This is a genomic window from Acidovorax sp. GW821-FHT09A11, assembly GCF_059418365.1.
Map to the genome: position 1 here is coordinate 131,450 of NZ_JBWKPS010000003.1, position 24,447 is coordinate 155,896.

Genomic DNA, 24,447 nt, shown 5'->3' on the forward strand with positions numbered 1-24,447 from the left:
CCTGAGTCGCCTTCGGCGCCTTCCCCCCAGGGGGACGACGCCCTCGCTGCGGGGCGGCCCTGGCTCGGCGTCCCTGGCCTCGGCAGCGCCCATGTCGCCGGCCGAGCGCCTTGCGGCCGCAGGGGAGGCCAACGCGACTAACATGGCCGGTCTTTGCATTCATTGACCCGACCCACGAGGACCGCGCCCATGCCCGACTTTCGCAGCGACACCGTCACCCAGCCCACGCCCGCCATGCGCGAGGCCATGTTCAAGGCCCCGCTGGGCGACGATGTGTTTGCCGACGACCCTTCCGTGAACGCACTGCAGGAGCATGCGGCGCAGTTGCTGGGCTTCGAGGCCGCGCTGCTCGCACCCTCGGGCACGCAGACCAACCTGATCGCGCTGTGGGGCCACTGCCAGCGCGGCGACGAGGCCATCGTGGGCCAGAGCTGGCACACCTACCGCTGGGAGGCCGGTGGCATGGCGGTGCTGGGCTCCATCCAGCCGCAGCCGGTGGAGACGCAGCCCGACGGCACCTTGCGCATTGCCGACATCACCGCCGCCATCAAGCCCGACGACCCGCACTTTGCCCGCACCCGCCTGGTGGTGCTGGAGAACACGACCGGCGGCCAGGTGCTGCCGCCCGCCTACATCACCGAGGTAGCCCAGCTGGCGCGCAGCCGGGGGCTGGCGATGCACCTGGACGGCGCTCGCCTGTTCAACGCCGCCACGGCCAACGCGGCGCGCCACGGCACCGATGTGTACGACGAGGCGCGTTCGCTGTGCAGCCATTTCGATTCGGTGTCGCTGTGCCTGAGCAAGGGCCTGGGCGCCCCCGTGGGCTCGCTGGTGCTGGGCTCGCGCGACTTCATCCGCCAGGCGCGCCGCACCCGCAAGATCCTGGGCGGCGGCATGCGCCAGGCCGGCGTGCTGGCCGCCGCGGGCCACCATGCGCTGGAGCACCACGTGCGCCGCCTGGCCGACGATCACGCGAACCTGGCACGGCTGGCCCAGGGACTGAGCGATATCAACCAGCGCCATCCGGTGCTGCAGGGCAAGATCACGGTCCACCCCTGGCAGACCAACATCCTGTTCACCGACCTGCATGCGGACGTAGCCCCCGCCTTCACGGCCTGGCTGGCAGAGCATGGCGTGCGGGTGACGAGCAGCCTGTACGGCGTCGCCACGCGCCTGCGCTGGGTGGCGCATCTGGACGTGAGCGAGGCCGATGTGACAGCGGCGCTGGACTGCGTGGGGCGGTTCCAGCTGCCGGGCTGATCGACCGGCTCATGCTTCAGGCGGGGTAAGTCCGACCTCCAAAAATGCCGGTGCCCACGCGCACCATCGTGCTGCCGGCGTGGATGGCGGCCTCCAGGTCGGCCGTCATGCCCAGGGACAGGGTGTCGAAGCGCTCGAGGCGGGGTTCCTGCAGCGCCGCTATCTGGTCGAAAAGCGCCTTGGCGCTCGCATGAAGGGCGCGTTGCGCTTCGAATTCAGGAGCATGGTCCGGAATGCTCATGATCCCGCGCACCACCAGCCGTGGCAGTTTCGCGACAGCGCGGACCAATTCCAATGCCTCAGTCGGCGCCACGCCCGACTTGGTACGGCCGCCATCGATGTTGACCTGCACGCATATTTGTAACGGCGCCAGGTGCTCCGGGCGCTGGGCCGACAGGCGCTCGGCGATCTTCAGGCGGTCCACCGTGTGCACCCAGTCGAAGTGTTCGGCCACCAGGCGCGTCTTGTTGCTCTGGATGGGCCCGATGCAGTGCCACTGCAGCGCCACGCCGGGCGCGGCGGCGCGCAGGGCGATGATCTTGTCCACCCCTTCCTGGATGTAGTTCTCGCCGAAGTCGCGCTGCCCGGCGGCCACGGCCTCGGCCACGGCGCCGGCGCCAAAGGTCTTGGAAACCGCCAGCAAGGACACGCTGGCCGGGTCGCGCGAGGCGGCTGTGCACGCCTGCGCCATCCTGCCCAGAACCTGTTGGAGGTTGTTAGCAATCGTGGTCATAATGTTTGACAGCGTATCAAACGATAGAGGGATTCCGTGGACATTACCCAACTGCTCGCTTTCAGCGTCAAGAACAAGGCCTCCGACCTGCACCTTTCCGCAGGCCTGCCGCCCATGATCCGGGTCCACGGGGATGTCCGCCGCATCAATGTCGATGCGCTCGACCACAAGACGGTGCATGCCATGGTGTACGACATCATGAGCGACTCGCAGCGCAAGACATATGAAGAGTTCCTGGAGGTCGACTTCTCGTTCGAGATCGAAGGCCTGGCCCGCTTTCGCGTCAACGCCTTCAACCAGAACCGCGGCGCGGCCGCCGTGTTCCGGACCATTCCCTCCAAGATCCTCACGCTCGAGCAGCTCAACGCGCCCAAGATCTTCGGCGACCTGGCCCTGAAGCCGCGCGGACTGGTGCTGGTGACCGGCCCCACGGGCTCGGGCAAGTCCACCACGCTGGCCGCCATGGTCAACTACCTGAACGAAACCGAGTACGGCCACATCCTCACGGTGGAGGACCCGATCGAGTTCGTGCACGAATCCAAGAAGTGCCTGATCAACCAGCGTGAAGTCGGCCCGATGACGCTGTCGTTCGCCGCCGCGCTGAAGTCCGCCCTGCGCGAAGACCCGGACGCCATCCTGGTGGGCGAAATGCGCGACCTGGAAACCATCCGCCTGGCCATGACGGCGGCGGAAACAGGCCATTTGGTGTTCGGCACGCTGCACACCTCCAGCGCCGCCAAGACCATCGACCGGATCATCGACGTGTTCCCGGCCGAAGAAAAGGAAATGGTCCGCGCGATGTTGTCCGAATCGCTGCAGGCCGTGATCTCGCAGACGCTGTGCAAGACCAAGGACGGCTCGGGCCGCGTGGCAGCGCACGAGATCATGCTGGGCACCAGCGCCATCCGCAACCTGATCCGCGAGGCCAAGGTGGCGCAGATGTATTCCACCATCCAGACCAGCAACAGCGTGGGCATGCAGACGCTGGACCAGAATCTCACCGACCTCGTTCGCCGCAACATCATCAGCCCGGCCGAGGCGCGCGCCAAGGCCAAGATCCCCGAAAACTTCCCGGGCTGATCCGCGCGCGGCACCCATGTACCCTGCGGCCCGACGAGCTGCCGCACACCGGAGCACTGTATGAAAGGCATTCTGAGCCTTCTGAAAATGAAAACCCGCGGCGGCAAGCCCATGGAGGACAACACGGATTCGGTGCTGTTTTCCACGGCCTTCGCCGGCCAGGGCGTGGACGATTCGATGCTCGTGCCCTGGGAGGCGCGTGCCGTGGAAGTGGGCGCCAAGCGCCTGCCCACCAGCCGTGGCGGCAAGCTGCTGCAGGGCCTGTGGGCCAAGGACAAGTACATGGCGCACCTGGACAAGGACGCCGTGGAGCGCATGGAGCGTTTCTTCGAATTCGCGGCCATCCCGTCCAACCGCGACGTGATCCGCCAGGACGAATACGGCAACTTCATGGTGGTGCTGCTCACCGGCACCATCGCGGTGGACCGCGTGCAGCCCTGGGGCGAACAGCTGCGCCTGGCCGAGACCCGGCCCGGCGACATCCTGGGCGAGATGTCGCTGCTCGACAGCGGCATCCGCTTTTCGGCCTGCACCACGCTCACCGACTGCGAGATCGCCGTGCTGAGCGCCGAGGCCATGGACGACATGATGACCAAGGACCCGCAGCTCGCCGCCAGCCTGATCGCGCTGCTGGCCCGCAAGCTGTCGCTGCGCCTGCGCGTGGTGAGCGCCCGCCTGAGCGACAACCAGAAATGATGATGCGCGGATACCACCTGCACAACGACCACCCGACAGACGAACACCCCCGGGAGAAATTCTGATGGAACGCGATCAGGCCAGTAAATTCATCAATGACCTGCTCAAGTTGATGGTGAGCCGCAATGGCAGCGACTTGTTCATCACGGCGGAATTCCCCCCCGCGATCAAGGTCGATGGCAAGGTGACCAAGGTGTCGCCCCAACCGCTCACGCCCAACCACACGCTCACGCTGGCGCGCGCCATCATGAGCGACAAGCAGGTGGCCGATTTCGAACGCACCAAGGAGTGCAACTTCGCGATCTCGCCCGCCGGCATCGGGCGGTTTCGCGTCAACGCGTTCATCCAGCAGGGCAAGGTCGGCATGGTGCTGCGCACGATTCCGCTCACGCTGCCCACCATCGACGGCCTGGGCGTGCCGCAGGTGCTGAAAGAAGTGACGATGACCAAGCGCGGCCTGTGCATCCTGGTGGGTGCCACGGGCTCGGGCAAATCGACCACGCTGGCCGCCATGGTGGACTGGCGCAACGAGAACTCGTTCGGCCACATCATCACGGTGGAAGACCCCATCGAATTCGTGCACCCGCACAAGAACTGCGTGGTGACGCAGCGCGAGGTGGGCCTGGACACCGACAGCTGGGAAGCAGCCCTGAAGAACACGCTGCGCCAGGCGCCCGACGTGATCCTGATGGGCGAAATCCGCGACCGCGAGACCATGGAGCATGCCGTGGCCTTTGCGGAAACCGGCCACCTGTGCCTGGCCACGCTGCACGCCAACAGCGCCAACCAGGCGCTGGACCGGATCATCAACTTCTTCCCCGAAGAGCGCCGCGCGCAGCTGCTGATGGACCTGTCGCTCAACCTGCGCGGCATGGTGTCCCAGCGCCTGATCCCCAAGCAGGACGGCAAGGGCCGTGCTGCGGCCGTGGAAATCATGCTGAACACGCCGCTGATCTCCGACCTGATCTTCAAGGGCGATGTCTCCGAGATCAAGGAGATCATGAAGAAGAGCCGCAACCTGGGCATGCAGACCTTCGACCAGGCACTGTTCGACCTGTACGAGGCCAACGTGATCAGCTATGAAGACGCGCTGCGCAACGCCGATTCGCTCAACGACCTGCGCCTGCAGATCAAGCTCAACAGCCAGCGCGCCAAATCGCCGGACCTTGCCTCGGGCACCGAGCACTTCGCGATTGTGTGACAACCCCCTGAGCGGCTGCGCCGCTTCCCCCTTCTCTCGCGCTGCGCGCGGGAAGGGGGACGACGCTGGTGGCCTGGCAAAGCCAGTTCCACGGCGTCCGCTGGCCTGGACCGCGCCAGTTTCAAACGCTGCCCCCGTGGCGGCCTTTTTTTGCAAGAACCACTCCCATGCCAAGCACCAATCCCCGCAACTACGACGCAACCCCATCCCGCAAGGTCGCCTTCCTGGGCCTGGGCGTGATGGGCTATCCGATGGCCGGCCACCTCGCACTGGCCGGGCATGAGGTCACGGTCTACAACCGAACCGCTACAAAATCCATAGCTTGGTGCGCGGAGTACGCCGGCGCCAAGGCGCCAAGGCATGCCGCAACGCCGCGCGAGGCCGCGGCCGGTGCCGACATCGTGTTCTGCTGCGTGGGCAACGACGATGACCTGCGCTCCGTCACCCTGGGGGCCGACGGCGCCTTTGCCGGGATGAAGCCGGGCGCGATCTTCGTGGACCACACCACCGCGTCGGCCGAGGTGGCGCGCGAGCTGTACGCAGCCGCCCGTGCCCTGGGCCTGCACTTCGTGGATGCCCCCGTCTCCGGCGGCCAGGCCGGCGCGCAGAACGGCCTGCTCACCGTGATGTGCGGCGGCGACGCGGCGGCCTTCGAGGCGGCCCAGCCCGTGGCCATGGCGTTCTCGCGCGCCTTCACGCTGCTGGGTGACAGCGGCGCGGGCCAGCTGGCCAAGATGGTCAACCAGATCTGCATCGCCGGGCTGGTGCAGGGGCTGTCCGAGGCGGTGGCGTTTGGCCAGAACGCGGGCCTGGACATGAAACAGGTGCTGGAGGTGATCGGCAAGGGCGCGGCCCAGAGCTGGCAGATGGACAACCGTGGCAAGACCATGGTGGACGGCAAGTTCGACTTCGGCTTTGCGGTGGACTGGATGCGCAAGGACCTGGGCCTGGTGCTCGACGAAGCCAAGCGCAACGGCTCGCGCGTGCCCGTGACGGCGCTGGTGGACCAGTTCTACGCCGATGTGCAGAAGATGGGCGGCAACCGCTGGGACACGTCGAGCCTGATCAAAAGGCTGACGTAGCCCCCTGGGTCGCCTGCGGCGCCCCGGTGGCACGCGCCAGAAGCGCGCGCGGCCTCTTCGGCCTGGCGAAGCCGGCTCTGCGGGTGCACTCGCTTGTGCCGTGCCAGCTTCATGCCGCAACGCGCGATGCAGGGTCTTCAAGAAAAAATCCCGGTCCGCGTCATGCGAACCGGGATGTTTCGACCCAGGGGCTGTGCAGGCTATCGAGCCTGGCCGCCCGCTTTCAACCGCCGGGCGATGCGCTGTTGTCGGTGGTCACTGGCGCGGGCTGCGGCGCGATGCGGCGCAGCTCTTCTTCCGAGACGATCTCGAACACGCGCACGACCTTGCTCACGCCGCTCACGCCCCGGGCGATCTCGGTGGCGCGGTTGGCCTCGCGCTGCGACACGCGGCCCATCAGGTAGACGATGTTGCGCTCGGTCACCACCTTGAAGGAATTCGCCGAGATGTCCTGGGCGTCCACCAGGCTGGCGCGCACCTTGCCGGTGATGAAGGTGTCGTTGGAGCGCTGGCTCAGGCTGCTGGCGGGCATCACGGCCAGGTCATTGACGACCGAGCGCGTGTTCTCCACCTGCGACACGATCTGCTCGACGGTCTGGCGGTCCTGGGCGCTCGGTACCTCGCCGGTCAGCAGGGCCTGGCGGTTGTAGCTGGTCACGTTGACATGGGCGCGGTCGCCCAGGGTTTCGCGGATGCGGTTGGCGGCGCGCAGCTCGATGCCTTCGTCCTCGATCTGCGTACCGGTCGTGCGGCGGTCCACGGCCATCACGCCGCCCACGACGGCGCCGCCCACGATCAACGGCGCGCAGGCCGACAGGCCCGCGGCCAGCGCGGCGGCGGCCAGCACCGTGCACACGGTGCGTCGGGTACGTTTCAGGGTGGTTTGCTTCATAGGGGAATCTCCTGTTCGCCAAGTAACTGGGCGTCCACGCCATCGCTCAGGCAATGCAGCACCAGGGCATGGACTTCGCGCACGCGCGCGGCGCGGTCGTGCGGAACGCTGATCAACACATCGGTCTCGCGCAGCAGGGCGGCCAGCTTGCCGCCCGTGCGGCCGGTCAGCACCACCACGGTCATGTCACGCTCGTGGGCGGCCTCGGCGGCGGCCAGCAGGTTGGCGTCATTGCCGGTGACCGACAGCGCCAGCAGCACGTCGCCCGCCTGGCCCAGCGCACGCACCTGGCGCGCAAACTGCTGCGCCGCATCGTGGCTGCCACCCGTGGCGGCCGTGAGCAGCGTGCTGTCGGAGGTGAGGGCCAGCGCGGCCAGCTCGGGCCGGTCGCGCTCGAAACCGGCCACGCAGAACGCGGCGAACTGCTGCGCCTCGGCGGCCGAGGGGCCGTTGCCGCAGGCCAGCACCTTGCCGCCGCTGGTCACGCAGGCCAGCACGGCCTGCACGGCGGCGGCGATGGGGTGGCTCAGAACCTGCGCGGCCTGGTACTTCAGGTCGGCGCTGTCGATGAAATGCTGTTGGATGCGTTGCTCAAGCATGAGGGCCCGATGATACCCGCCGCGTGTTACAGCTTTTGTAGCAAACCGTAGTTCCCTGCATGGCGCCGGCGCCAGGGATGGCGGCCACCGGGCGCGCGCCTACTGCGCATCGAAGGCGGCCTGCAGCCACTGCACGGACTCCTCGACCAGCACCACGTCGAAGCGGCACGGCGGCGGGGAAGGCAGGCGCAGCAGGTAGTGCCGGGCCGCGAAAATGATGCGCTGCTGCTTGGTGGCGCCGATGCTGGCCCCTGCGCCGCCAAACGCGCGGCCCGCGCGGCTGCGCACCTCGACGAACACGAGCGTGCCGTCCCGTGCACGCATCACCAGGTCGATCTCGCCGCCGCCGCGCCCGGGCGTCCGATAATTGCGCTGCACCAGGTGCAGGCCCGCCGCCTGCAGGTGGGCCAGGGCCTGGTCTTCCGCCGCATTGCCGCGCTCGCGCGTGGTGGCGGGTTTGGCGGCCGGGCCAGGGGCTTCCGCCGGTTTTCTCTTTCCAAGGAATTTCATTGAGCGCATCTTTCGCTTCAGCCCAGGGCGCCGCGCGTGAAGCGGCGGCTGCGCAGCATTATCCCGAGGGCGCCCTGTACGTGGTGGCCACGCCCATCGGCAACCTGGCCGATATCACCCTGCGCGCGCTGCATGTGCTGCAGATGGCCGACACCGTGGCCTGCGAGGACACGCGCCATACGCAATCCCTGCTGCGCGCCTATGGCATCGACAAGGGGGCCTCGCAGCTGCTGGCCGTGCACCAGCACAACGAGGCCGAAGCCGCGCAGAACGTGGTGCAGCGGCTGCAGCAGGGCCAGCGCGTGGCGTACGTGAGCGACGCGGGCACGCCCGGCGTGAGCGACCCCGGCGCCCGGCTGGTGGCCGCCGTGCAGGCGGCCGGCCTGCGCGCCGTGCCCCTGCCCGGCGCCAGCAGCATCACCACCGCGCTGAGCGTGGCTGGCGCCGTGGCCCACAGCACCGAACACGGCGGCTTCGTGTTTGCGGGCTTCCTGCCCGTCAAGAACGCTGAACGCGCCACGGTGATTGCGCAGCAGCTGGCCCATGAGCCCCGCTGCGTGGTGCTGCTCGAAGCCCCGCACCGCATCGGCGAACTGGCCCAGGCCCTGGCAGTGCTGGGCGATCGCCCGGTGACGCTGGCGCGGGAATTGACCAAGCAGTTCGAGGAAGTGACCACGCGGCCCGCCCATGAGCTGGCGGCGTGGCTGGACGGCGCCCCCCAGCGTTCGCGCGGCGAGTTCGTGGTGCTGCTGCACCCGGTGGCGGTGGCCAGCGACGATGGCTCCAGCCTGCGGGTGCTGCGCCTGCTGGTGCAGGAGCTGCCGCTGAAAACCGCCGTGCGCCTGGCCGCCGAGATCACCGGCGCATCGCGCAATGTGCTGTACGACACGGCCCTGGCATGGAAGCGCAGCGGTGCGGACGACGGTGGTGCAGACAGCGGCACCGCGGACTGATTCCGGCCCGGATTTCATGCCAAATTGGCCTTAGACCCTTGGCAGGAAAGCGCCAAAAGCTACATTTTCAATAGCAAACCGACCCGCCACGGCGAGTACCGGCACCGGCCAGGGTGCGCGGCACCTCCCGCCGGACTCTCACCCCGACACCGCCAGCCCGGCCGCCACGCCGCCGAACAGGTCGCCTTCCACCTGGGGGGTGCCGGGAAATGCCGCCTTGAGGGCCTGGCGCAGCGGCCGCAGGGCCGACGAGCCGCCCGTGAGATAGATCGCATCGACCCCCTGCTGCCCCAGGCCCGCCAGCTGCACACATTCCTGCGCGCAGGCCACCACCTGTTCGAGGGGCTGCGACAGGAACCGCGCCAGCCCCTCGGGGGTGACGGATTCAGCCAGCCCGGCCTCGATCCAGTCCAGCGGCATGGGCGCATCGGCATCGCCCAGGGACGCGGCGATCTTGGCCTGCTCCACGGTGTTGGCCATGCGGTGCCCCAAGCGCTCGTGCAGCACCCGCATGAGCCGCGCGTGCAGCCGGGCATCTGAATAGTCGGTGCGCAGGTTCTGCGCGTCGCGCAGCGCGCGCGGCGAGTACAGCCACTGGATCAGGTGCCAGGTGGACAGGTCGAAGAACACCCGGCTGGGCACCTCTCGCCCCGCGGGGCCGGTGTGCCGAAATCCGAGCAGGGGCATCAGCAGGTCCAGGCTCAGCCGCCGGTCGAAGTCGGTGCCGCCCACGTGCACGCCGGTGGTGGCCAGCACATCGCTGCCGCGCTCGGCGCGCGCCATGCGCTGCGGCCCCAGCCTCACCACCGTGAAGTCCGACGTGCCCCCGCCGATGTCCACCACCAGCACCAGCGACTCGTGCGTGATGCGCTGCTCGTGGTCCAGCGCGGCGGCGATGGGCTCCAGCTGGAACGACACCTCGGCGAACCCCGCGTCCACCGCGGCCTGGCGCAGCGCATCTTCCGCCTGCTGGTCGCGGCCGGCGTCCCCGTCCACGAAATGCACCGGGCGCCCCATCACCACCCGGGCCGGCATGCCGCCCAGGTCATCGCGCGCCTTTTGCACCAGCATGCGCAAGAAGAGGCTGATGATGTCCTGGTAGCTCACCAGCTTGTTGTGCACCGCCGTCTTGTCCTGCAGCAGCGCGCTGCCCAGCAGGCTCTTGAGCGAGCGCATCAGGCGCCCCTCCGTGCCCGCCAGGTACTGCCCCACGGCATCCCGGCCAAAGTGGGTGCGGTGGTCTTCCGCATTGAAGAACAGCGCGGTGGGCAGTGTGGGGGCGCCTCCTTCGAGCGCGATCATCCGCGCGGGCCCGGTGCCCTGGCGCACGGCCATCGCGGAGTTGGAAGTGCCAAAGTCGATGCCGAGGGTGGTGTCCTTCAGGAAGGGTGTCATGGGAGGTCAGAGAATCGGTGGCGAAGTCACTCTGCACGGCCGAACTGTCGTGCCCGGGCCGGCGAGTGGCGGCGGTGGCCGCGTGGAACAGGGTGAATGGCATGCCGCGAGGCATGCCGGGGGAAACCGTCCGGCGCCCAGGGCGCCCATTGAAAAGAAAAGGCCCTTGATTCCTTCATCAAATCAAGGGCCTTCGGCTGTGCAGGCGGGTACCGGCACATCGGCCGCGCATTCACACGCCGTTGCCTGGCGTTGCCGCCGGGCCTGGTGCCTGCCACGGCATGGCGCCCTCGGATCGGCAGCGGCAGTGGGGCTCCCGTGGAGCCGCTGCGCAGCGGCGGCATTGTCTCACGCTCCGCGCGCCCTTGGCCCGAAGCGGCATGCCGCCCCCGGCAGGTGCGCATGGAAACCGGCGACCGCCCGCCGCGGCCACCGGCGGGCACGGGAAAGGCAGGCCGTCAGCCCCGGGTGAGGCCCCGGCGCGCCGGGGCCGGCGCCTTCTTCGCCGGCGGCGGGGGCTGGCAATCGCTGCACTGGCCGTACAAGGTGATGTCGTGGCCGTCCACGGTGAAGCCCGGCGGGGCCAGGTGCGCGAAGCCGCCGGGGCATGCATGGATATCGAACACGCGGTGGCAGACCCGGCACAGGAAATGGTGATGGTGGTCCTGCCCCGCCATCTCGTAGCGGGCGCTGCTGCCGGGCAGGGTCACCGGCTCGATCGTGCCGTCCTCCATCAGCGCGCGAAGATTCCGGTAGACGGTTGCCACCCCCAGCGAGGGGATGTCGGCGCGTGCTGCCTCCAGGACCTCCTGCGGCGACAAGGGACGCCCTGCGGTGGCTATCGCGGCGTGGATTGCCGCACGCTGGCGGGTTGCTCGTTCCATGGTCGTGTTTCTTGGGGGGTCGGTGGGCTCCCGCGATTCTAGGGACTCGCCGCGCCCCACGGGACCGGCGGGCGGCGCGCCCTGAGGGGGCCCACAAAGCTCCACCATGCCATCTATTGGTTCCCCGCAAGGCCTCCAGTCGGTATATTCGAACTGGCCGATAGCAGCCAGCCAACGGATTCCTGATGTGCTGCACGATGCAGCAGGCATGGCGAACCCCGTCCTTCCGGTGCCGGCGTACTGTTCGATCCGGGTCCCTCCGGCCGGGTCTCCTCACGGAAAGGTCAATACGGTGGCACGCTGGTCCAGTTTCGAAAGCAAGGTCGCCATTGCATTCGGCGCCGCCGTGCTGGTGGTGGCGGCGCTGGTGGCGGCCACCTGGCGGGTGGCGAACGATGCGTCCCAGACCGCGCTGATGCTCGCGCATACCCATGAGGTGCTCAACAACCTGGCCCGCACCCGTGGCTACACCCTGCAGATCGAGCTGGCCACGCAGAACTTCCGGCTCAGCGGAGACCCCGCCCACATCGCCGAACGCGACGACACCATCGCGCAGAGAGAGCGCACGCTGGAGAGGATCCAGTTGCTGACCGCCAGCAACCCCGACCAGCACCAGCGCTGGGGCCAGCTGCGGGAAATCGTGAACCAGCGGATGGTGATCTCCCGGCAGGTCGAGATGCTGCGCAAGACCCAGGGCCAGGAGGCCGCCAATGCCTTCGTGGCCACGGCGCCGCTGCGGGCCACGCGCGCACGCACCTACGAGCTGCTCGGCGACATGGACACGGCGGAGCGCCACCTGCTCACGCTGCGCGCCAACGCGCATGCCCAGGCACGGCAGAAACTGGTGGTGGCGGGCTCCATCGCCGCCGCGATGCTGGTGGCCCTGCTGGGCGCGACCTACGTGCTGATCCGCCGGCAGCTGCGCGAAACCGAAACCAGCCAGCGCGCGCTGGCGGACAGCGAAGAGAGCCTGTCGACCACGCTGCACTCCATCGGAGATGCCGTGCTGGCCACCGACACCGAAGGCCGCATCCTGCGCATGAACCCCGTGGCCGAGCAGTTGACGGGCTGGCCCATCGCGCTGGCCCGGGGGTTGCCGGTGGAAGTGGTGTTTCGCATCGTCAACGAACAGACCCGCGAGCCCGCCCTGGTGCCCGTGGCCGCCGCGCTTGCCACCGGCGAGATTCAAGCCCTCGCCAACCACACGTCGCTGCTCGCGCGCGACGGCACGGAATGCCCCATCGCGGACAGCGCGGCCCCCATCCGGGATGCCAACGGCCAGCTGCATGGCGTGGTCCTCGTCTTCCGTGACGTCACGGCGGAGCGCCAGGCCGAGCAGACCATTCGCGCGCAGAACATCCTGCTGGAGTCGCACGTCCGGGAGCGGACGACGCAGCTCAAAGAAAGCGAAGACCACCTGCGCAGCGTCATTGGCGCGGTTCCCGCGCTGATCGCGTTCGTGAGCGCCGAGCGGCGCTATGTGTACGTGAACGACCAGTACCGCCAGAGCTTCGCCCCGGAACGCGCGGACATCACGGGGTGCACGGTGCAGGAAATACTCGGCGACGAACGCTACGGCCAGGCCGCCCCGATGATCGACGGCGTGCTGGCGGGCACCCCGCAGGCCTATGACTGGCAGCCCTTCCCCGGGGTCTGGCAGGCCATCCGCTACCTGCCCAGGTTCGAGGCGCACGACAAGGTGGGCGGCTACTACGTGCTGGGCACCGACATCACGGACCGCAAGCACTTCGAGAACCGCATACAGACGCTCAACACCGAACTGGAGCAGCGCATACGGCAGCTGGAGCACGCGACCCGCGCCCTGCGCACCCTGAGCGCCGGCAACCGCACCATGCTGCGGGCCAGCGAGGAACAGGATCTGCTGGACAGCATGTGCCAGGCCATCGTCACGGCCGGCGGCTATGGCATGGCCGTGGTCTGGTACTGCGGCAGCCGCCCGGAGCTGCCCCTTGAACCCATGGCCGAATGCGGCTACCCCGGCGGCATGGACGCGCTGCGGCAGCTGGGGCTGGACCTGAGCGGCACGGCCCTGGGCCAGGGGGTCACCTCCAGCGCCATCCGGACCGAGGAGGTCTGCCTGGTGCGCAACATGAACACCGACCCCGGCCATGCGCCCTGGCACGGCAGGCCCCACGGGCCGAGATCCGGCATCTCGTGCCCGCTGCGGGTGGCAGGCCAGGTCATTGGCGCCTTGTCCATCTACGACCCGGAACCCGACACCTTTGGCGAGGACGAAATCGCGCTGCTCACGGAGTCCAGCGATGACCTTGCCTATGGCATCGCGACCTTGCGCTCGCGCGTCGAACAGGAGCGCGTGCAGGCCGCCATGCACCACTTCACCCGGCATGACCCGTTGACGGGCCTGCCCAATGCCCTCCAGTTCGAAGAGGCGCTGGCCGCCGCCATCCACGAAGGCGGCGAACAGCCGCGCTCGCTGGCGGTGCTGCAATTCAATATCGAGCGCCTGAGCGAAATCAACGAAGCGCTGGGCTTTGCGCACGGCGACGACATCCTGCGCGAGTTCGCACGGCGGCTGCAGCGCAGCGCCCCGCCATCGGCCCTGGTGGCCCGCCTGCGCGGCGATGAGTTCGCGGCCCTCTTGCCGGACAGCGACCTGCACGCCGCCCGCCACACGGTGAACATGCTGGAGCAGAACTTGTCACAGCCGATTTCGGTGGCCGGCATCGCGCTGGATGTGGTGGCCAAGGCCGGCATCGCGCTGTTCCCGGAGCACGGGCGAACCGTGCACGACCTGCTGCGCCGCATGGACAAGGCGGTTCACCAGGCCAAGAGAATGGGCGTGGACCACGTCGTTTTCATTCCTCAGCAGGAACAGGACCAGGCCGAGCGCCTGAACATGGCGGGCGAGCTGCGCCACGCGATCGACGCCGGCCAGCTGCGGGTCTACCTGCAGCCCAAGGTCGATTTCGCCAGCGGCCGCGTCTGCGGCGCCGAGGCACTGGTGCGCTGGCTCCACCCCCAGCGCGGCCTGCTGGCGCCCGGGGTCTTCATCGAACTGGCGGAGCACACGGGGCTCATCAAGCCGCTGACGGAATGGATGCTGGTGTCCGTGCTCGACATACTCCAGGCCTGGCAGCGCCAGGACTGCGCCCTGCCCATCGCCGTCAACCTCTCGGCGCGCAACCTGCGCGATGAGCAGCTGTTCGCCAAGTTCCGCCACTGGCAGCGCGAGCGCGGCGTGGCACGCGGGCTGCTGGAGGTGGAGATCACCGAGAGCACCGTCATGGAGGATGCGCAATACGCCATGGGCGTGCTCCACGCCCTGCGGGAGGAAGGCATTCCGCTGTACATCGACGACTTTGGCACCGGCTACTCGTCCCTGGCATACCTGCAGAAGCTCCCCGTGGACTGCATCAAGATCGACCAGTCTTTCGTCGCCGCCATGACACACGACAAGAGCTCCGCCAAGATCGTGCGCTCCACCATCGACCTGGTCCATGACCTGGACCGCAAGACAGTGGCCGAGGGCATAGAGACCCGCGAGCACTGGGAGCAGCTCTTGCATCTGGGGTGCGACATAGCGCAGGGCTACTTCATTGCCAGGCCCATGCCGGCGGACGAGTTCCCGGCGTGGGCCGCCAGCTTCAGGGCACCGGCTCCCCCGCCCGGGGGATGACCGCGTTCACGCGCCGGGCAGAGGCCGTGCGCCGTGAGGGCCCCTGCACGCCCATCAGCCCCGGCGGCGGCGCAACCCCAGCAAGGCCATGGCGGCCAGCGTGGCCCCCGTCAGCACCACGCCCCATTCGCTCAGCGTGGGAATGGCGGTGGCCAGGCCCGCGGCGGCCAGTGGCATCACCGGGTCCACGATCACGCCGTTCTGGGCCCAATCGTCGTCTCCCAGCTGGCCGTCGGTCAGGTCGAAACTCACGGCGTTGCCGTCGATGGTGAGATTCCTCGGCGCAAAGAAGCTGGCGCTGGCGGCGCCGCTGCTGGCCTTGCCGTACTTGGTGAAGCCGGCGACCGGCTGCGGCCACAGGGTGGTCACGCGCACCGTGGCGCCCGGGGTGCAGTCCACCAGCCGGACGCGGAACGCGCCCTGCGGTGCGCTCTGCCCCGGCGGGGCGGCGCTGGCGGCCATGAAGCCGGTGGCGGCGGGGTCGAACCGGCAGCCGGCGCCTCCACCCGTGAAGCTGGCGCTGGCCGGGCCGCCCGCACCCGTGGTGGGCACGGTGGTGCCGCTGTAGGTGACAGGGATGGCGATGGTCTGCTGCACCTGGGCGGCAGCGGCGTAGTTCGCGTCGCCTGCCTGGTTGGCATTGACGGTGCAGGTGCCCGCGCCGGCAAATGTCACCACGCTGCCCGCGACCGAGCAGGCCCCGGCCGTCGAGGCGGCATCGATGGTGAACACGACCGGGTTGCCCGAGCCGCCGCCGAGGGCTGACACCGCATAGGCCCCGCCCACGACGGGGTACGCCGGTGGCGTGGAGGTGAACGTGATCGCCTGGCCGGGCAGGACCACCTGGTTGACGAGGACGTTCATCGTCGTCTTGATCGTGCCGTCGCCCTTGCTCGTCGCCGTGAGCGTGCGCGAGCCGGGCCCGGCAAACGTCGCCGCGAACGCCGCGCTGCCTTCGCTTTGCTGGATCTCGCCCGGCATCGTGTCGCCCGGGTTGCTGCTCGTGATCGCCCAGCGTGTCGTATCGTCGATGTTCGCATTGATCGGGTCGACCACGGTCAGCCGGAACGGGATCGGCGCATTGGCCGCGACCGTCACCGACGCGGCGCCGGGCACCATGTCGATGGTGCCCGGGCCACCGAGCGACGGCGCGGGCAGCGGCAGGTTCTCGAAGTGGATGACGGCGCGCAGGTTGTGCCCCGGCATGCTGATGATTCCCTGGTACTGGCCCGCGACGCGGTTGGCCCGGGCGTCGTAGATGTAGTAGCCGGTGCCGCCATCGCCCATGAAGCCCTGCTCCGCCGGATCGGGATCACTCTGGATGATCGCGCTGGCGCCGCTGGACGGCACCGCGACGTTGATCGGGGTCGCATAGGGCAGGTAGGAACCTTCGGGGGTCGATGCCCTTGGGTCGATGACGATGGGGTTTCTCGTGAAGAGCTGCCCCAGGCGCGCGCGCAGCGACAGCGACGGGTTGCACATCCCATCGCCCAGCGCAAGGCAGTAGTTGCGGGTGTGTTCGCTGTCGTCCCTGTCGAACTTCATGAAATTGCGCATCCTGTCCGACACGGGCGTGATCGCGGCGACGAAACGCGGCATGTGCCCGGTCCGGGTGTTGTTGTCGCTGTCCAGCGTCAGCGGAGCCTGCAGGTTCGTCGAGCCGGCGATGGCGAAGTTCTCGCGGCGATCCGCGTTGTAGGCACCCGCGAGCGCGGAGACATAGCCCTCACTGGCATCGACGAACAGGGACTGGTTCTGCGCATCCCGGTCGAGCGGTGCGGTGGCGAACAAGGCTGCTGCGGATGGTTCGGTCCAGCCCCCGTTCCAGGAGGTGACCTGCTGGTTCTGCGAGGTGAATCCCGGCCTGGTGTAGAAATTCGCCTGCGGCTGTGCCGTGGCCTGTTCCGGCACCGGCGCATTCACGAACGCCACCATGGTTTGCTTGACCCCCACGGAACCCATCTCGTTCAGGGCGGTGCGCAAGGTGAAGGCGCCCGTGGGCAATGATTGCGGCTGTATCAGCGCATATGCCCGGTTGCCCGGGACGCCGCTCAGCCACAGATTTTCGTCCTGGGCAAAATTCCGTGAAGCCACGGAGGGGTCGATGGACGACTGGCGCACGCTGGTCGCGGCATAGGCGTTCCTGGTGGCGCCCACCGCATCGCTGAGCGTGATCAGCAGCTGGGGCTGGTGCAGTACATGGGCCTGCCCCGCTGGCAGCTCCTTGCTCGCGAACTCGAAACTGCCAAAGGTGTTGTCGTTGGGATCGGGGGCCGCGCCCACACGCATCATCGACTCGACGTTGTTGGCCAACCGGTATTTGACCAGCTTGGTGACATCGAAGCTGTAGAAACCCGGCGTGGTGATGCGCAGGGGCTGCGCGGGACTGTCCGCATCGGTGGCGGCTGCATCGGCGCTGGCCACGGACTGGCCGCAGTGGGGCGCCGTGTCCTCGCGCTCGAAGCAATCGGCACCGTCCTGATGGGCGCTGAATATCGCGATATAGCCAGGCGCGGCCACTTTCTCCACATAGAGCACCAGGCGCGCGCGCGCGACCTTGTCGGCATTCAGCGTGTAGGCTTCCTGCCCCACGGAGGCCGTCGTGCTCGCCTTGTCCACGACCAGCTTGGTCAACGTTCCGCTCGGCAACGTGGCGTACGAGAACTTCAGCTGCGCATTCGCGTCGGGGTTCACGAGCAGCGTGGGCTCGAAGGGGAAATAGTCCGCGTTGCGGGTGTAGCCGTCGGCGACAAGCGGCGCCTCGATCCACGACGACAAGGTCGCTCCGCCGCAGGCCTGCAGCAAGACCACCGCCGCCGCAAGCGCGAGCCCCCGGACCGCCCGGGACCTTTCCAGGGATGCGCCCGCGCTGCGCCCTGGCCGGGAGCTGTGGCGCGCCGTTGCGCCCGGCCGCATCGCGGCCTCTACCATCCGAATCATGTATTCCTCACTCCGTGGTGCGTTCGAGAAAAGCCGCTCGGGCTTGCCCTGAATGGAACGGTGTCGGCCACCGTGTTCTTGTGGATTCAGGTGCAGGCCCCTGCTTGCGGGACCGGAAGTTACCGGATGGGCACGGTTTTGTATGTCCCCCGTTTGGGCGACATGACAAGGGCCCCGGGGGATGGCAGCATGGACAGAGCACCCGCCGAATGGGCGCGCATTGACGACCTGGAACCCATGCAGAAACCCACCGACCCCGCATGCAGCCCGAAGAACCGACCATGATCCGCCGCTTGCCACCGTACCGGCTGGCGCAGCCGGCCTGCCGGGCACAGCAGCCCCGCCAGGCCCGGCGCTTTTGACCTGGGCCTGTGGCAGCATCGGCGCATGGTTTCCCTTCCTCGCACAACTCCCTGGGCGCCGGATGCGGCGCCTGCGCCCCCTGCCATCCGCGTGGCGGTGGTGGAGGACGACTTCGTCTGCCGCAACGCGCTGGCGCATGCCTTGCAAGGCGCGGCCGACATGCATCTGCAGTGGGTGGCGGCCAGCCGCGCCGAAGCGCTGGCGGCGCTGCAGGCGGACGATGCGCCGCTGGACGTGCTGCTGCTGGACCTGGGGCTGCCCGATGGCAGCGGGCTCGACGTGCTGGCCGTGCTGCGCGCGCGCTGGCCCGGGGCGGCGGCCATGGTGAGCACGATCTTTGGCGATGAGGCGCATGTTCTGGGCGCCATCGAGGCCGGTGCGATGGGCTACCTGCTCAAGGACCTGCCACCCAGCGCCGTCGTGGACGAAGTGCGCAGCCTGCATGCGGGGGGCAGCCCCATCAATCCGATGGTGGCGCGCAAGCTGCTGCTGCGCCGCGCGCAGTCTCCCGTGACAGCCAAGCCGTCAGCGGGCCTGGAGCCGGGGTTGGCGGCGGCGGAGATCACGGAGGTGGCACCTTCGGCGCGCGAGGCCGAGTTGCTGCGCATGGTGGCACGCGGCTACACACTGGACGAGGTGGCGCGGGCGATGGGCGTGTCGCGCCACACGGTGCGTACCTTCGTGCGGCGCGTGTACGCCAAGCTGCAGGTGACGACCCAGGCCGAAGCGGTGAGCGCCGCGGCGCGCAAAGGGTGGATCGATGTGGCTTGATCTCGCGCGCCTGGCGCTGCGGCTCTTGCTGGCCGGTGCCGCCGCCGGGGGCGCGGCGCTGGCAGGCATGCTGCCCGCGCACCTGGTGCAGGCGCAGGCGTGGAACCCCGCCAGCGGGGGCTGGGCACCGCCGCCCTCGCTGCACGAATCACCCGATGCAGTGCTTTCGAGCACCATACCGTGGAGCACGGTGGACCTGCCACATGCCCGCGCACGCAGCACGGTCTCGACAGCCGCGCAGGCCGATGCGCCACCCGAGGTGTGGTGGTACCGCCTGCGGGTGCCGGGCGAGGCGCTCGCCGCCACGCCCCAGGGCACGCGCCTGTACATCCCGCGCTGGCAGACAGTGGGCACGGTGGCGGTGTATGCCGATGGGCACCTCGTCTGGCAGTCGCACGGCAGCCGGGTCTGGAACAGCTTCAACCGCCCGGTGTGGGTGGACCTGGCGGGCCATGCTGCGCCCGGCGTTCCCCTGGAGGTGCATGTGCGCATGGCCAACCTGCCCGGCGTGGGCGGCGCGCTGTCCAGCGTGTGGGCCGGGCCGGCCGAGGCGCTCTGGCCGGGGTGGCGGCTGCGCAGCCTGCTGCAGACCGACCTGGTGGCCTACCTGCGCGGTGCCTACCTGGTGCTGGGTGTGTTCGCGCTGGCGGTGTGGCTGGTGCGGCGCGGCCGGGGCGAGGCGGGCTACCTGCTGTTCTTCCTGCTGTCGGTGGGGCATTTGCTGGCCACGCTGTTCTACCTGGTCGATGCCGAGGGCTTCGGCGTGCCCGATGAATGGTTCTCCTGGCTCACGCTCGTGGGCTCGCTGGGGTCGTCGGCCTGCTCCTTCTTTCTGTTGTGCCGGATGCAGGGCCGGGGCTATCCGCGGCTGGCGCGCGCCGTGGTGGCCTATTGCGGCTTGGTGGCGCTGGCGGCCCTGCCACTGTGGGACCTGCGGCACGAGGCGATGCTGCCGCTGTTGCGCCTGGCGCTGTTTCCTCCGGCCCTGGTGGTGCTGTGCGTGGCGGCGCTGGGCGCGTGGCGCGAACGCTCCTGGTCCAGCGTGCTGCTGGCCGGGGCCGTGGCGCTCTCGTTTCCCCTGGCCATCCACGACCTGGCGATGCAGCGCTACCGCATCAGCATCGAGCACATCTACCTCACGCCCTACGTGTACATGGGCGTGTTCACCATGTTCCTGCTGGTCGGGTTCACGCGCTACCACCGCGCGCTGGAAGTCGCCGAGCAAGCCAATGCCGTGCAGGCCGAGCGCCTGGCCGCGCAGGAATTGCAGCTGCGCGAAACACACGAGCTGCTGCGCGCCGCCGAGCGCGAGCAGACGCTGCTGCACGAGCGCCAGCGCCTGATGCGGGAGATGCACGACGGCGTGGGTTCCTCGCTGATGAGCGCACTGCGGCTGGTAGAGACTGCGCCGGCGGCACCCGTGGACGTGGCGCAGGTGCTGCGGGAGTGCATCGACGACCTGAAGATCTCCATCGACTCACTGGAGCCCGTGAATGCGGATCTGCTGGCACTGCTGGCCGGCCTGCGCTATCGGCTCGGGTTGCGGCTGGAGGGCGCGGGACTGGTCATGCACTGGCAGGTGGACGACCTGCCGCCGCTGCCCTGGCTGGACGCGCAAAACGCGCTGCACGTGCTGCGCATCCTGCAGGAGATCCTCACCAACATCCTCAAGCACAGTGGCGCGACGGAGATCGTGCTGAGCACGGCCGAGGCCGTCTGGCCCCCGCCAGAGGGCGGCGGCGATGGCACGCGCGGCGTGCAGGTGTGCATACGGGACAACGGCCGTCCATTCAGCCCCCCGGCGTCCGAGGCGCTGGCGCCCGCCCGCCGGGGCCTGCCCAACGTGCACAGCCGCGCGCTGGCGCTGGGCGCGCATTGCACCTGGAGCACCAGTGACGGCGCCCAGGCGCAAGGTTCCACCTTCACGCTGTGGCTGCCGCTGCACAAGCAGGGCTGACACCCCGCCCTCCGCGCGAGCCAGCCGCCACGGGATCGTTGGCACCGGTTCAGGGCCGATGGCGCCAGCACAAGGCATCCACCGCAGCGACAGCGGTGGCGATCCAGAGGGCATGAAGTGCCGCCATCGAGCGAAGAAGACTGTGCGATGGGGACTTCCGTGCGCAGCGGGACCCTAGCCGCGCAGGAAGTCTCTTGCCACCAGGCCATGCCGGCGCAACTTGTCGTACAGCGTCTTTCGGGGGAGATGGAGCTGCTCGGCGGCCTGGGCCACGCGGCCCCGTGCCTGGCGAAGCGCTTCACGTATCAGCGCGGCCTCTGTTTCGTCCACGCGCGCGGTGAGCGACGTAGAAACCGGCGGCGGATCGGCTTGCGAAAGCCCGTCGGGCAGGCCCAGGCAAAGCCTCTCGGCAACGTTGCGCAGCTCGCGGATATTGCCGGGCCACCGGTGGGCCTTCCAGCGGCGCAGGTCGTCATCGCTCCATTCCGGTTGCGCCATGCCGTGGTGTTGGGCGAACTCGCGCAGGAAGTGGGCCATGAGCAGCGGGATGTCCGGCATGCGATCGCGCAATGGCGGGACGTCGATCGTCACCACATTGAGCCGGTAGAACAAATCCTCGCGGAATCGGCCTGCCGCCGTCATGGCCTTGAGGTCCCCCTTGACGGCGGCGAGCACGCGGCAATCGACGGGTATGGAGACATTGCTGCCCAGCCGTTCGATCTCGCGCTCCTGCAGCACCCGCAGCAGCTTCAGTTGAACGGAGAGCGGCATCGACTCGATTTCATCGAGGAACAATGTGCCTTTGTTGGCGAACTCGATGCGCCCCACGCGCCGCTTGGCGGCGCCGGTGAAGGCACCCACCTCGTGGCCGAAGATTTCACTCTCGATGACGCTCTCTGGCAGGGCGCTGCAGTTGAGCGCAACAAAGGGCCCGCTGCGGCCGCTGGCGGCATGAATCGCCCTTGCCACGACCTCCTTGCCCGCGCCCGTCTCACCGGCGATCAGGACATCCACGTTGGTCGCCGCCAGTGCGCGAACCAGCTGGCGGACACGCTGCATGGCGGGTGTCTGGCCAATGAGCGGACGCCCCTCTTCGCAAGGCAAGCGCTCACGCAGGCGCCGGTTCTCTTCCAGCAGCACGCGCCGCTCGACGGCCCGGCGCACGACGCCGACCAGCGTTTCCGAGGAAAACGGCTTCTCTATGAAATCGTAGGCGCCTTCGCGCATTGCCTGCACCGCCATGGCGACGTGCCCGTGCCCGGTGATGAGAACCATCGCGACTTCACGATCATGCTGGCGCAATCTGTTGAGCAGCTCCAGGCCATCCATGCCGGGCAACTTGACGTCGCTCACGACGGCCCACGGCTGCACGTCCTCGAAAACATCCAGCGCGGCCTCCGCGCTGCCGACCGCCTTCACGGCGATGCCGGCAAGCACCATGGCTTGCTCGAGGCCGCGCCGCACGGCGGGCTCGTCATCCACGAGGAGAACTCGCGGCCTTTCGTCGGCAGGGATGGGTGGCACGGGCATCAATAGACCTCCAGCGTGATGGTGAAGAGCGCGCCCTGCCGGTCCAGGTTGCGCGCTTCGATGCGCCCGCCGAAGCTCTCGACGATGCTTTGCGAAAGGGCGAGCCCAAGACCCAGCCCCGCGCCCGCGGGCTTGGTGGTGTAGAACGGTTCGAACAGCCGTTGCATGGCCTCTGGCGCGATGCCGCCGCCCGTGTCGCTGACGGAGATGACGGCATGGCGCCCTTTTTGCCGGACCGCCACCCTCACCAGGCGCTCCGCCCGGGACTCGACCGCGTCGAGCGCATTGCGCATCAAGTTCACGAGCACCTGTTCGAGCCGGGTGGCGTCGGCCCGCACCGGGCGGGTCGCCAGCGTTGAGCTGACCAGGATATCCGCCCGCACCTCGCACCGCCGAGACTCTACGAGCATGAGCGCATGATGGATCGCCATGTCCATGGCCACGGGTTCGAGGCTGGTGCTGTCGGCGCGGGCAAAGGCCTTGAGCAGCGCCATGATGCGCCCCATGCGGGCGGTGAGTTCGCTGATGAGGTGAAGGTTCTCGCGCACCTCTTCCAGGCGCGCGCCGTCAAGCAGCGTGATCGCGTTGTCCGACAGGGTCCGCAGCGCGGTGAGCGGCTGGCTGAGCTCGTGGCCCATGCCCGCAGACATCTGCCCGAGCACGGCGAGCTTGCCCGCATGCACCGCACCGTCCCGCGTCTCATGAAGAATCGCCTCGGTACGACGCAGTTCTTCTATCTTGCGTTCCAGCGAGGCATTGGCGTGGCTGATATCCGCCGTGCGCTCGATGATGCGCTGCTCAAGCCGGGCATTCGCTTCCACCAGCGCGCGCTTGGCTTTGCGCATCTCCTCACGACGATACCGGCCTTCCTGAAAGCCGATGGTGAGCGCCCCCAGGAAGGCGACGACGGAGGCGGCGGCCAGTGCGGCCAGGACGGCGGCGCGGCGCGAGGGTGCCTGGTCCACCAGAAGTGCGGCACGCCAACCCAGATCTTCGCTCGCATGGGTGGCCATGGTGTAGTGCGTGATGCCCCCTTCGCGCACGAGCGTTGCGTGGGACCGGGTGAAATCCAGCCCCGGCCCGAGCAGCGCGAGCAGCGGCAGGTCCCCATACTGCCGCGATTGCCGGATGCGGTCGCGCGCGGCCGGTGCGAGCGCGGCGACGGTGCGGTACCGCCACTCGGGAACGGAGCTGAGAATGACCACGCCCTCGCGGTCCGTGAGGATCACCACGTCGGTGCTCTGCCGCATGGCTTCCTCGAACTTTTCGAGCGAGAGCTTGACCGCGATCACACCGCGGGCGCCGCCCGGCGCCACCACGCCGGCCGCCAGGAAGTAGCCGGCTTCGCCGGTGGTGGATCCGATGCCGTAGAAGCGCCCGGTGCGGCCCGCCATCGCATCCTTGAAGTAAGGCCGATAGGCATAGTTCTCGCCAACGAAGGTCAGCACCTGGTTCCAGTTGCTCGAAGCCAGCGTCGTCCCGCCGGCATCCAGCAGGTAGACGGCAGAAATGCCGGAGGCCTTCGCCACTGTTTCAAGATACGCGTTGGCGGCGGCCTGGGCCGCCAGCGTGTTCGTGTCCAGCAGCGAGCCAAGCGTTGACTTGAGTCCGATGATGCCTGGCAGGGCTTCGTTGCGATGGACGAGCGCCTGCAGGCTGAGCACGACAAACTCGAGGCGTTTCGCGGCGCCCCGGGCCTGCTCTTCCCGATAGAAAGTGAAGGAGGCCACATAGGCGACCGCGCCGCACAGCGCGCATGCCGCCAGCACGACAACGTGGCGCCACCGCCAGCGGAGCGTCGTGCCCGCCCGGGCGGGTATCGAGAGATCGCCCGAGGATGCATCGCGCGCCGGATCCGCCGCAGGCAAGACCCGCAGCGAAGAGGCATTGCGGGGTGTCGTCATGGGCGATCCGTGGGGTCAACCTGCCTGCACGGCGCAGGC

At 68.6% G+C, this 24,447-nt stretch carries 18 protein-coding genes; 9 read left to right on the forward strand and 9 right to left on the reverse strand.

The features are described 5' to 3' along the window. Positions 1 to 189: 189 nt before the first annotated feature. A complete protein-coding gene (gene ltaE, locus AC07PV_RS08215; protein WP_494629944.1) occupies positions 190 to 1,260 on the forward strand; it encodes a low-specificity L-threonine aldolase in 1,071 nt (356 codons plus the stop codon). Between the two features lie 16 nt (positions 1,261 to 1,276). Here the strand turns inward: ltaE and AC07PV_RS08220 are convergent, their stop codons facing one another. Beyond that, the gene (locus tag AC07PV_RS08220) at positions 1,277 to 1,993 is read right to left on the reverse strand and encodes a YggS family pyridoxal phosphate-dependent enzyme (protein WP_494629945.1); all 717 of its coding nucleotides are present in this window, start codon (positions 1,991 to 1,993) and stop codon (positions 1,277 to 1,279) included. A gap of 36 nt (positions 1,994 to 2,029) precedes the next feature. Between AC07PV_RS08220 and AC07PV_RS08225 the strand changes: the two genes are divergently transcribed. From AC07PV_RS08225 to AC07PV_RS08240, 4 genes are all read left to right on the forward strand, one after another. Continuing rightward, positions 2,030 to 3,073 (forward strand): type IV pilus twitching motility protein PilT, encoded by a 1,044-nt coding sequence (locus AC07PV_RS08225; RefSeq protein WP_010463046.1) that lies wholly within the window; start codon positions 2,030 to 2,032, stop codon positions 3,071 to 3,073. A gap of 60 nt (positions 3,074 to 3,133) precedes the next feature. Next, on the forward strand, positions 3,134 to 3,769 hold the full coding sequence (locus AC07PV_RS08230; protein WP_218297331.1) for a Crp/Fnr family transcriptional regulator: 636 nt from the start codon (positions 3,134 to 3,136) through the stop codon (positions 3,767 to 3,769). Positions 3,770 to 3,833: 64 nt separating this feature from the next. After that, entirely contained in the window at positions 3,834 to 4,970 is a 1,137-nt protein-coding gene (locus AC07PV_RS08235; RefSeq protein ID WP_218297332.1) for a PilT/PilU family type 4a pilus ATPase, read from the forward strand. Positions 4,971 to 5,137: 167 nt separating this feature from the next. Continuing rightward, positions 5,138 to 6,052, forward strand: coding sequence for an NAD(P)-dependent oxidoreductase (locus AC07PV_RS08240; RefSeq protein WP_369641207.1), 915 nt, complete (start codon positions 5,138 to 5,140; stop codon positions 6,050 to 6,052). 223 nt (positions 6,053 to 6,275) lie between these two features. Here AC07PV_RS08240 and AC07PV_RS08245 read toward each other — a convergent pair whose 3' ends face one another. The 3 genes from AC07PV_RS08245 to AC07PV_RS08255 all read right to left on the reverse strand — a co-directional run bounded on the left by AC07PV_RS08245 (position 6,276) and on the right by AC07PV_RS08255 (position 8,053). Next, complete coding sequence (locus AC07PV_RS08245) at positions 6,276 to 6,944, reverse strand: BON domain-containing protein (protein ID WP_218341359.1); 669 nt, start codon at positions 6,942 to 6,944, stop codon at positions 6,276 to 6,278. Next, on the reverse strand, positions 6,941 to 7,543 hold the full coding sequence (locus AC07PV_RS08250) for an SIS domain-containing protein (protein ID WP_218297335.1): 603 nt from the start codon (positions 7,541 to 7,543) through the stop codon (positions 6,941 to 6,943). Before AC07PV_RS08250 ends, AC07PV_RS08245 begins: the two co-directional genes overlap by 4 nt. A gap of 99 nt (positions 7,544 to 7,642) precedes the next feature. Further along, the gene (locus tag AC07PV_RS08255; RefSeq protein ID WP_492805894.1) at positions 7,643 to 8,053 is read right to left on the reverse strand and encodes a YraN family protein; all 411 of its coding nucleotides are present in this window, start codon (positions 8,051 to 8,053) and stop codon (positions 7,643 to 7,645) included. Between AC07PV_RS08255 and rsmI the strand changes: the two genes are divergently transcribed. After that, positions 8,053 to 9,006: a 16S rRNA (cytidine(1402)-2'-O)-methyltransferase gene (rsmI, locus tag AC07PV_RS08260; RefSeq protein WP_218297337.1), complete on the forward strand. Its 954-nt coding sequence runs from the start codon at positions 8,053 to 8,055 to the stop codon at positions 9,004 to 9,006. The two genes, AC07PV_RS08255 and rsmI, sit on opposite strands and share 1 nt — an antisense overlap. 138 nt (positions 9,007 to 9,144) lie before the next feature. Here the strand turns inward: rsmI and AC07PV_RS08265 are convergent, their stop codons facing one another. Then, on the reverse strand, positions 9,145 to 10,401 hold the full coding sequence (locus tag AC07PV_RS08265) for an Hsp70 family protein (RefSeq protein ID WP_218341357.1): 1,257 nt from the start codon (positions 10,399 to 10,401) through the stop codon (positions 9,145 to 9,147). A gap of 458 nt (positions 10,402 to 10,859) precedes the next feature. Beyond that, the gene (locus AC07PV_RS08270; protein ID WP_218297339.1) at positions 10,860 to 11,285 is read right to left on the reverse strand and encodes a Fur family transcriptional regulator; all 426 of its coding nucleotides are present in this window, start codon (positions 11,283 to 11,285) and stop codon (positions 10,860 to 10,862) included. A 292-nt stretch (positions 11,286 to 11,577) separates the two neighbouring features. Here AC07PV_RS08270 and AC07PV_RS08275 point away from each other — a divergent pair, with 292 nt between their 5' ends. Further along, the gene (locus tag AC07PV_RS08275) at positions 11,578 to 14,943 is read left to right on the forward strand and encodes an EAL domain-containing protein (RefSeq protein ID WP_218341356.1); all 3,366 of its coding nucleotides are present in this window, start codon (positions 11,578 to 11,580) and stop codon (positions 14,941 to 14,943) included. A 54-nt stretch (positions 14,944 to 14,997) separates the two neighbouring features. Here AC07PV_RS08275 and AC07PV_RS08280 read toward each other — a convergent pair whose 3' ends face one another. Then, entirely contained in the window at positions 14,998 to 17,883 is a 2,886-nt protein-coding gene (locus tag AC07PV_RS08280) for an IPTL-CTERM sorting domain-containing protein (protein ID WP_494629947.1), read from the reverse strand. A gap of 387 nt (positions 17,884 to 18,270) precedes the next feature. Here AC07PV_RS08280 and AC07PV_RS08285 point away from each other — a divergent pair, with 387 nt between their 5' ends. Together AC07PV_RS08285 and AC07PV_RS08290 are read left to right on the forward strand one after the other, a co-directional pair. Continuing rightward, positions 18,271 to 19,017, forward strand: a complete 747-nt coding sequence (locus AC07PV_RS08285; protein WP_218297342.1) for a helix-turn-helix transcriptional regulator — start codon at positions 18,271 to 18,273, stop codon at positions 19,015 to 19,017. Further along, positions 19,007 to 20,974 (forward strand): sensor histidine kinase, encoded by a 1,968-nt coding sequence (locus tag AC07PV_RS08290; RefSeq protein WP_494629949.1) that lies wholly within the window; start codon positions 19,007 to 19,009, stop codon positions 20,972 to 20,974. The genes AC07PV_RS08285 and AC07PV_RS08290 overlap by 11 nt, the downstream gene beginning before the upstream one ends. A gap of 174 nt (positions 20,975 to 21,148) precedes the next feature. On the opposite strand, the gene AC07PV_RS08295 is transcribed toward AC07PV_RS08290, so the two are convergent. Both AC07PV_RS08295 and AC07PV_RS08300 read right to left on the reverse strand, forming a co-directional pair. Continuing rightward, the gene (locus AC07PV_RS08295; protein ID WP_218297344.1) at positions 21,149 to 22,504 is read right to left on the reverse strand and encodes a sigma-54-dependent transcriptional regulator; all 1,356 of its coding nucleotides are present in this window, start codon (positions 22,502 to 22,504) and stop codon (positions 21,149 to 21,151) included. Continuing rightward, complete coding sequence (locus AC07PV_RS08300) at positions 22,504 to 24,408, reverse strand: sensor histidine kinase (protein WP_494629950.1); 1,905 nt, start codon at positions 24,406 to 24,408, stop codon at positions 22,504 to 22,506. The genes AC07PV_RS08295 and AC07PV_RS08300 overlap by 1 nt, the downstream gene beginning before the upstream one ends. Positions 24,409 to 24,447: the final 39 nt, after the last annotated feature.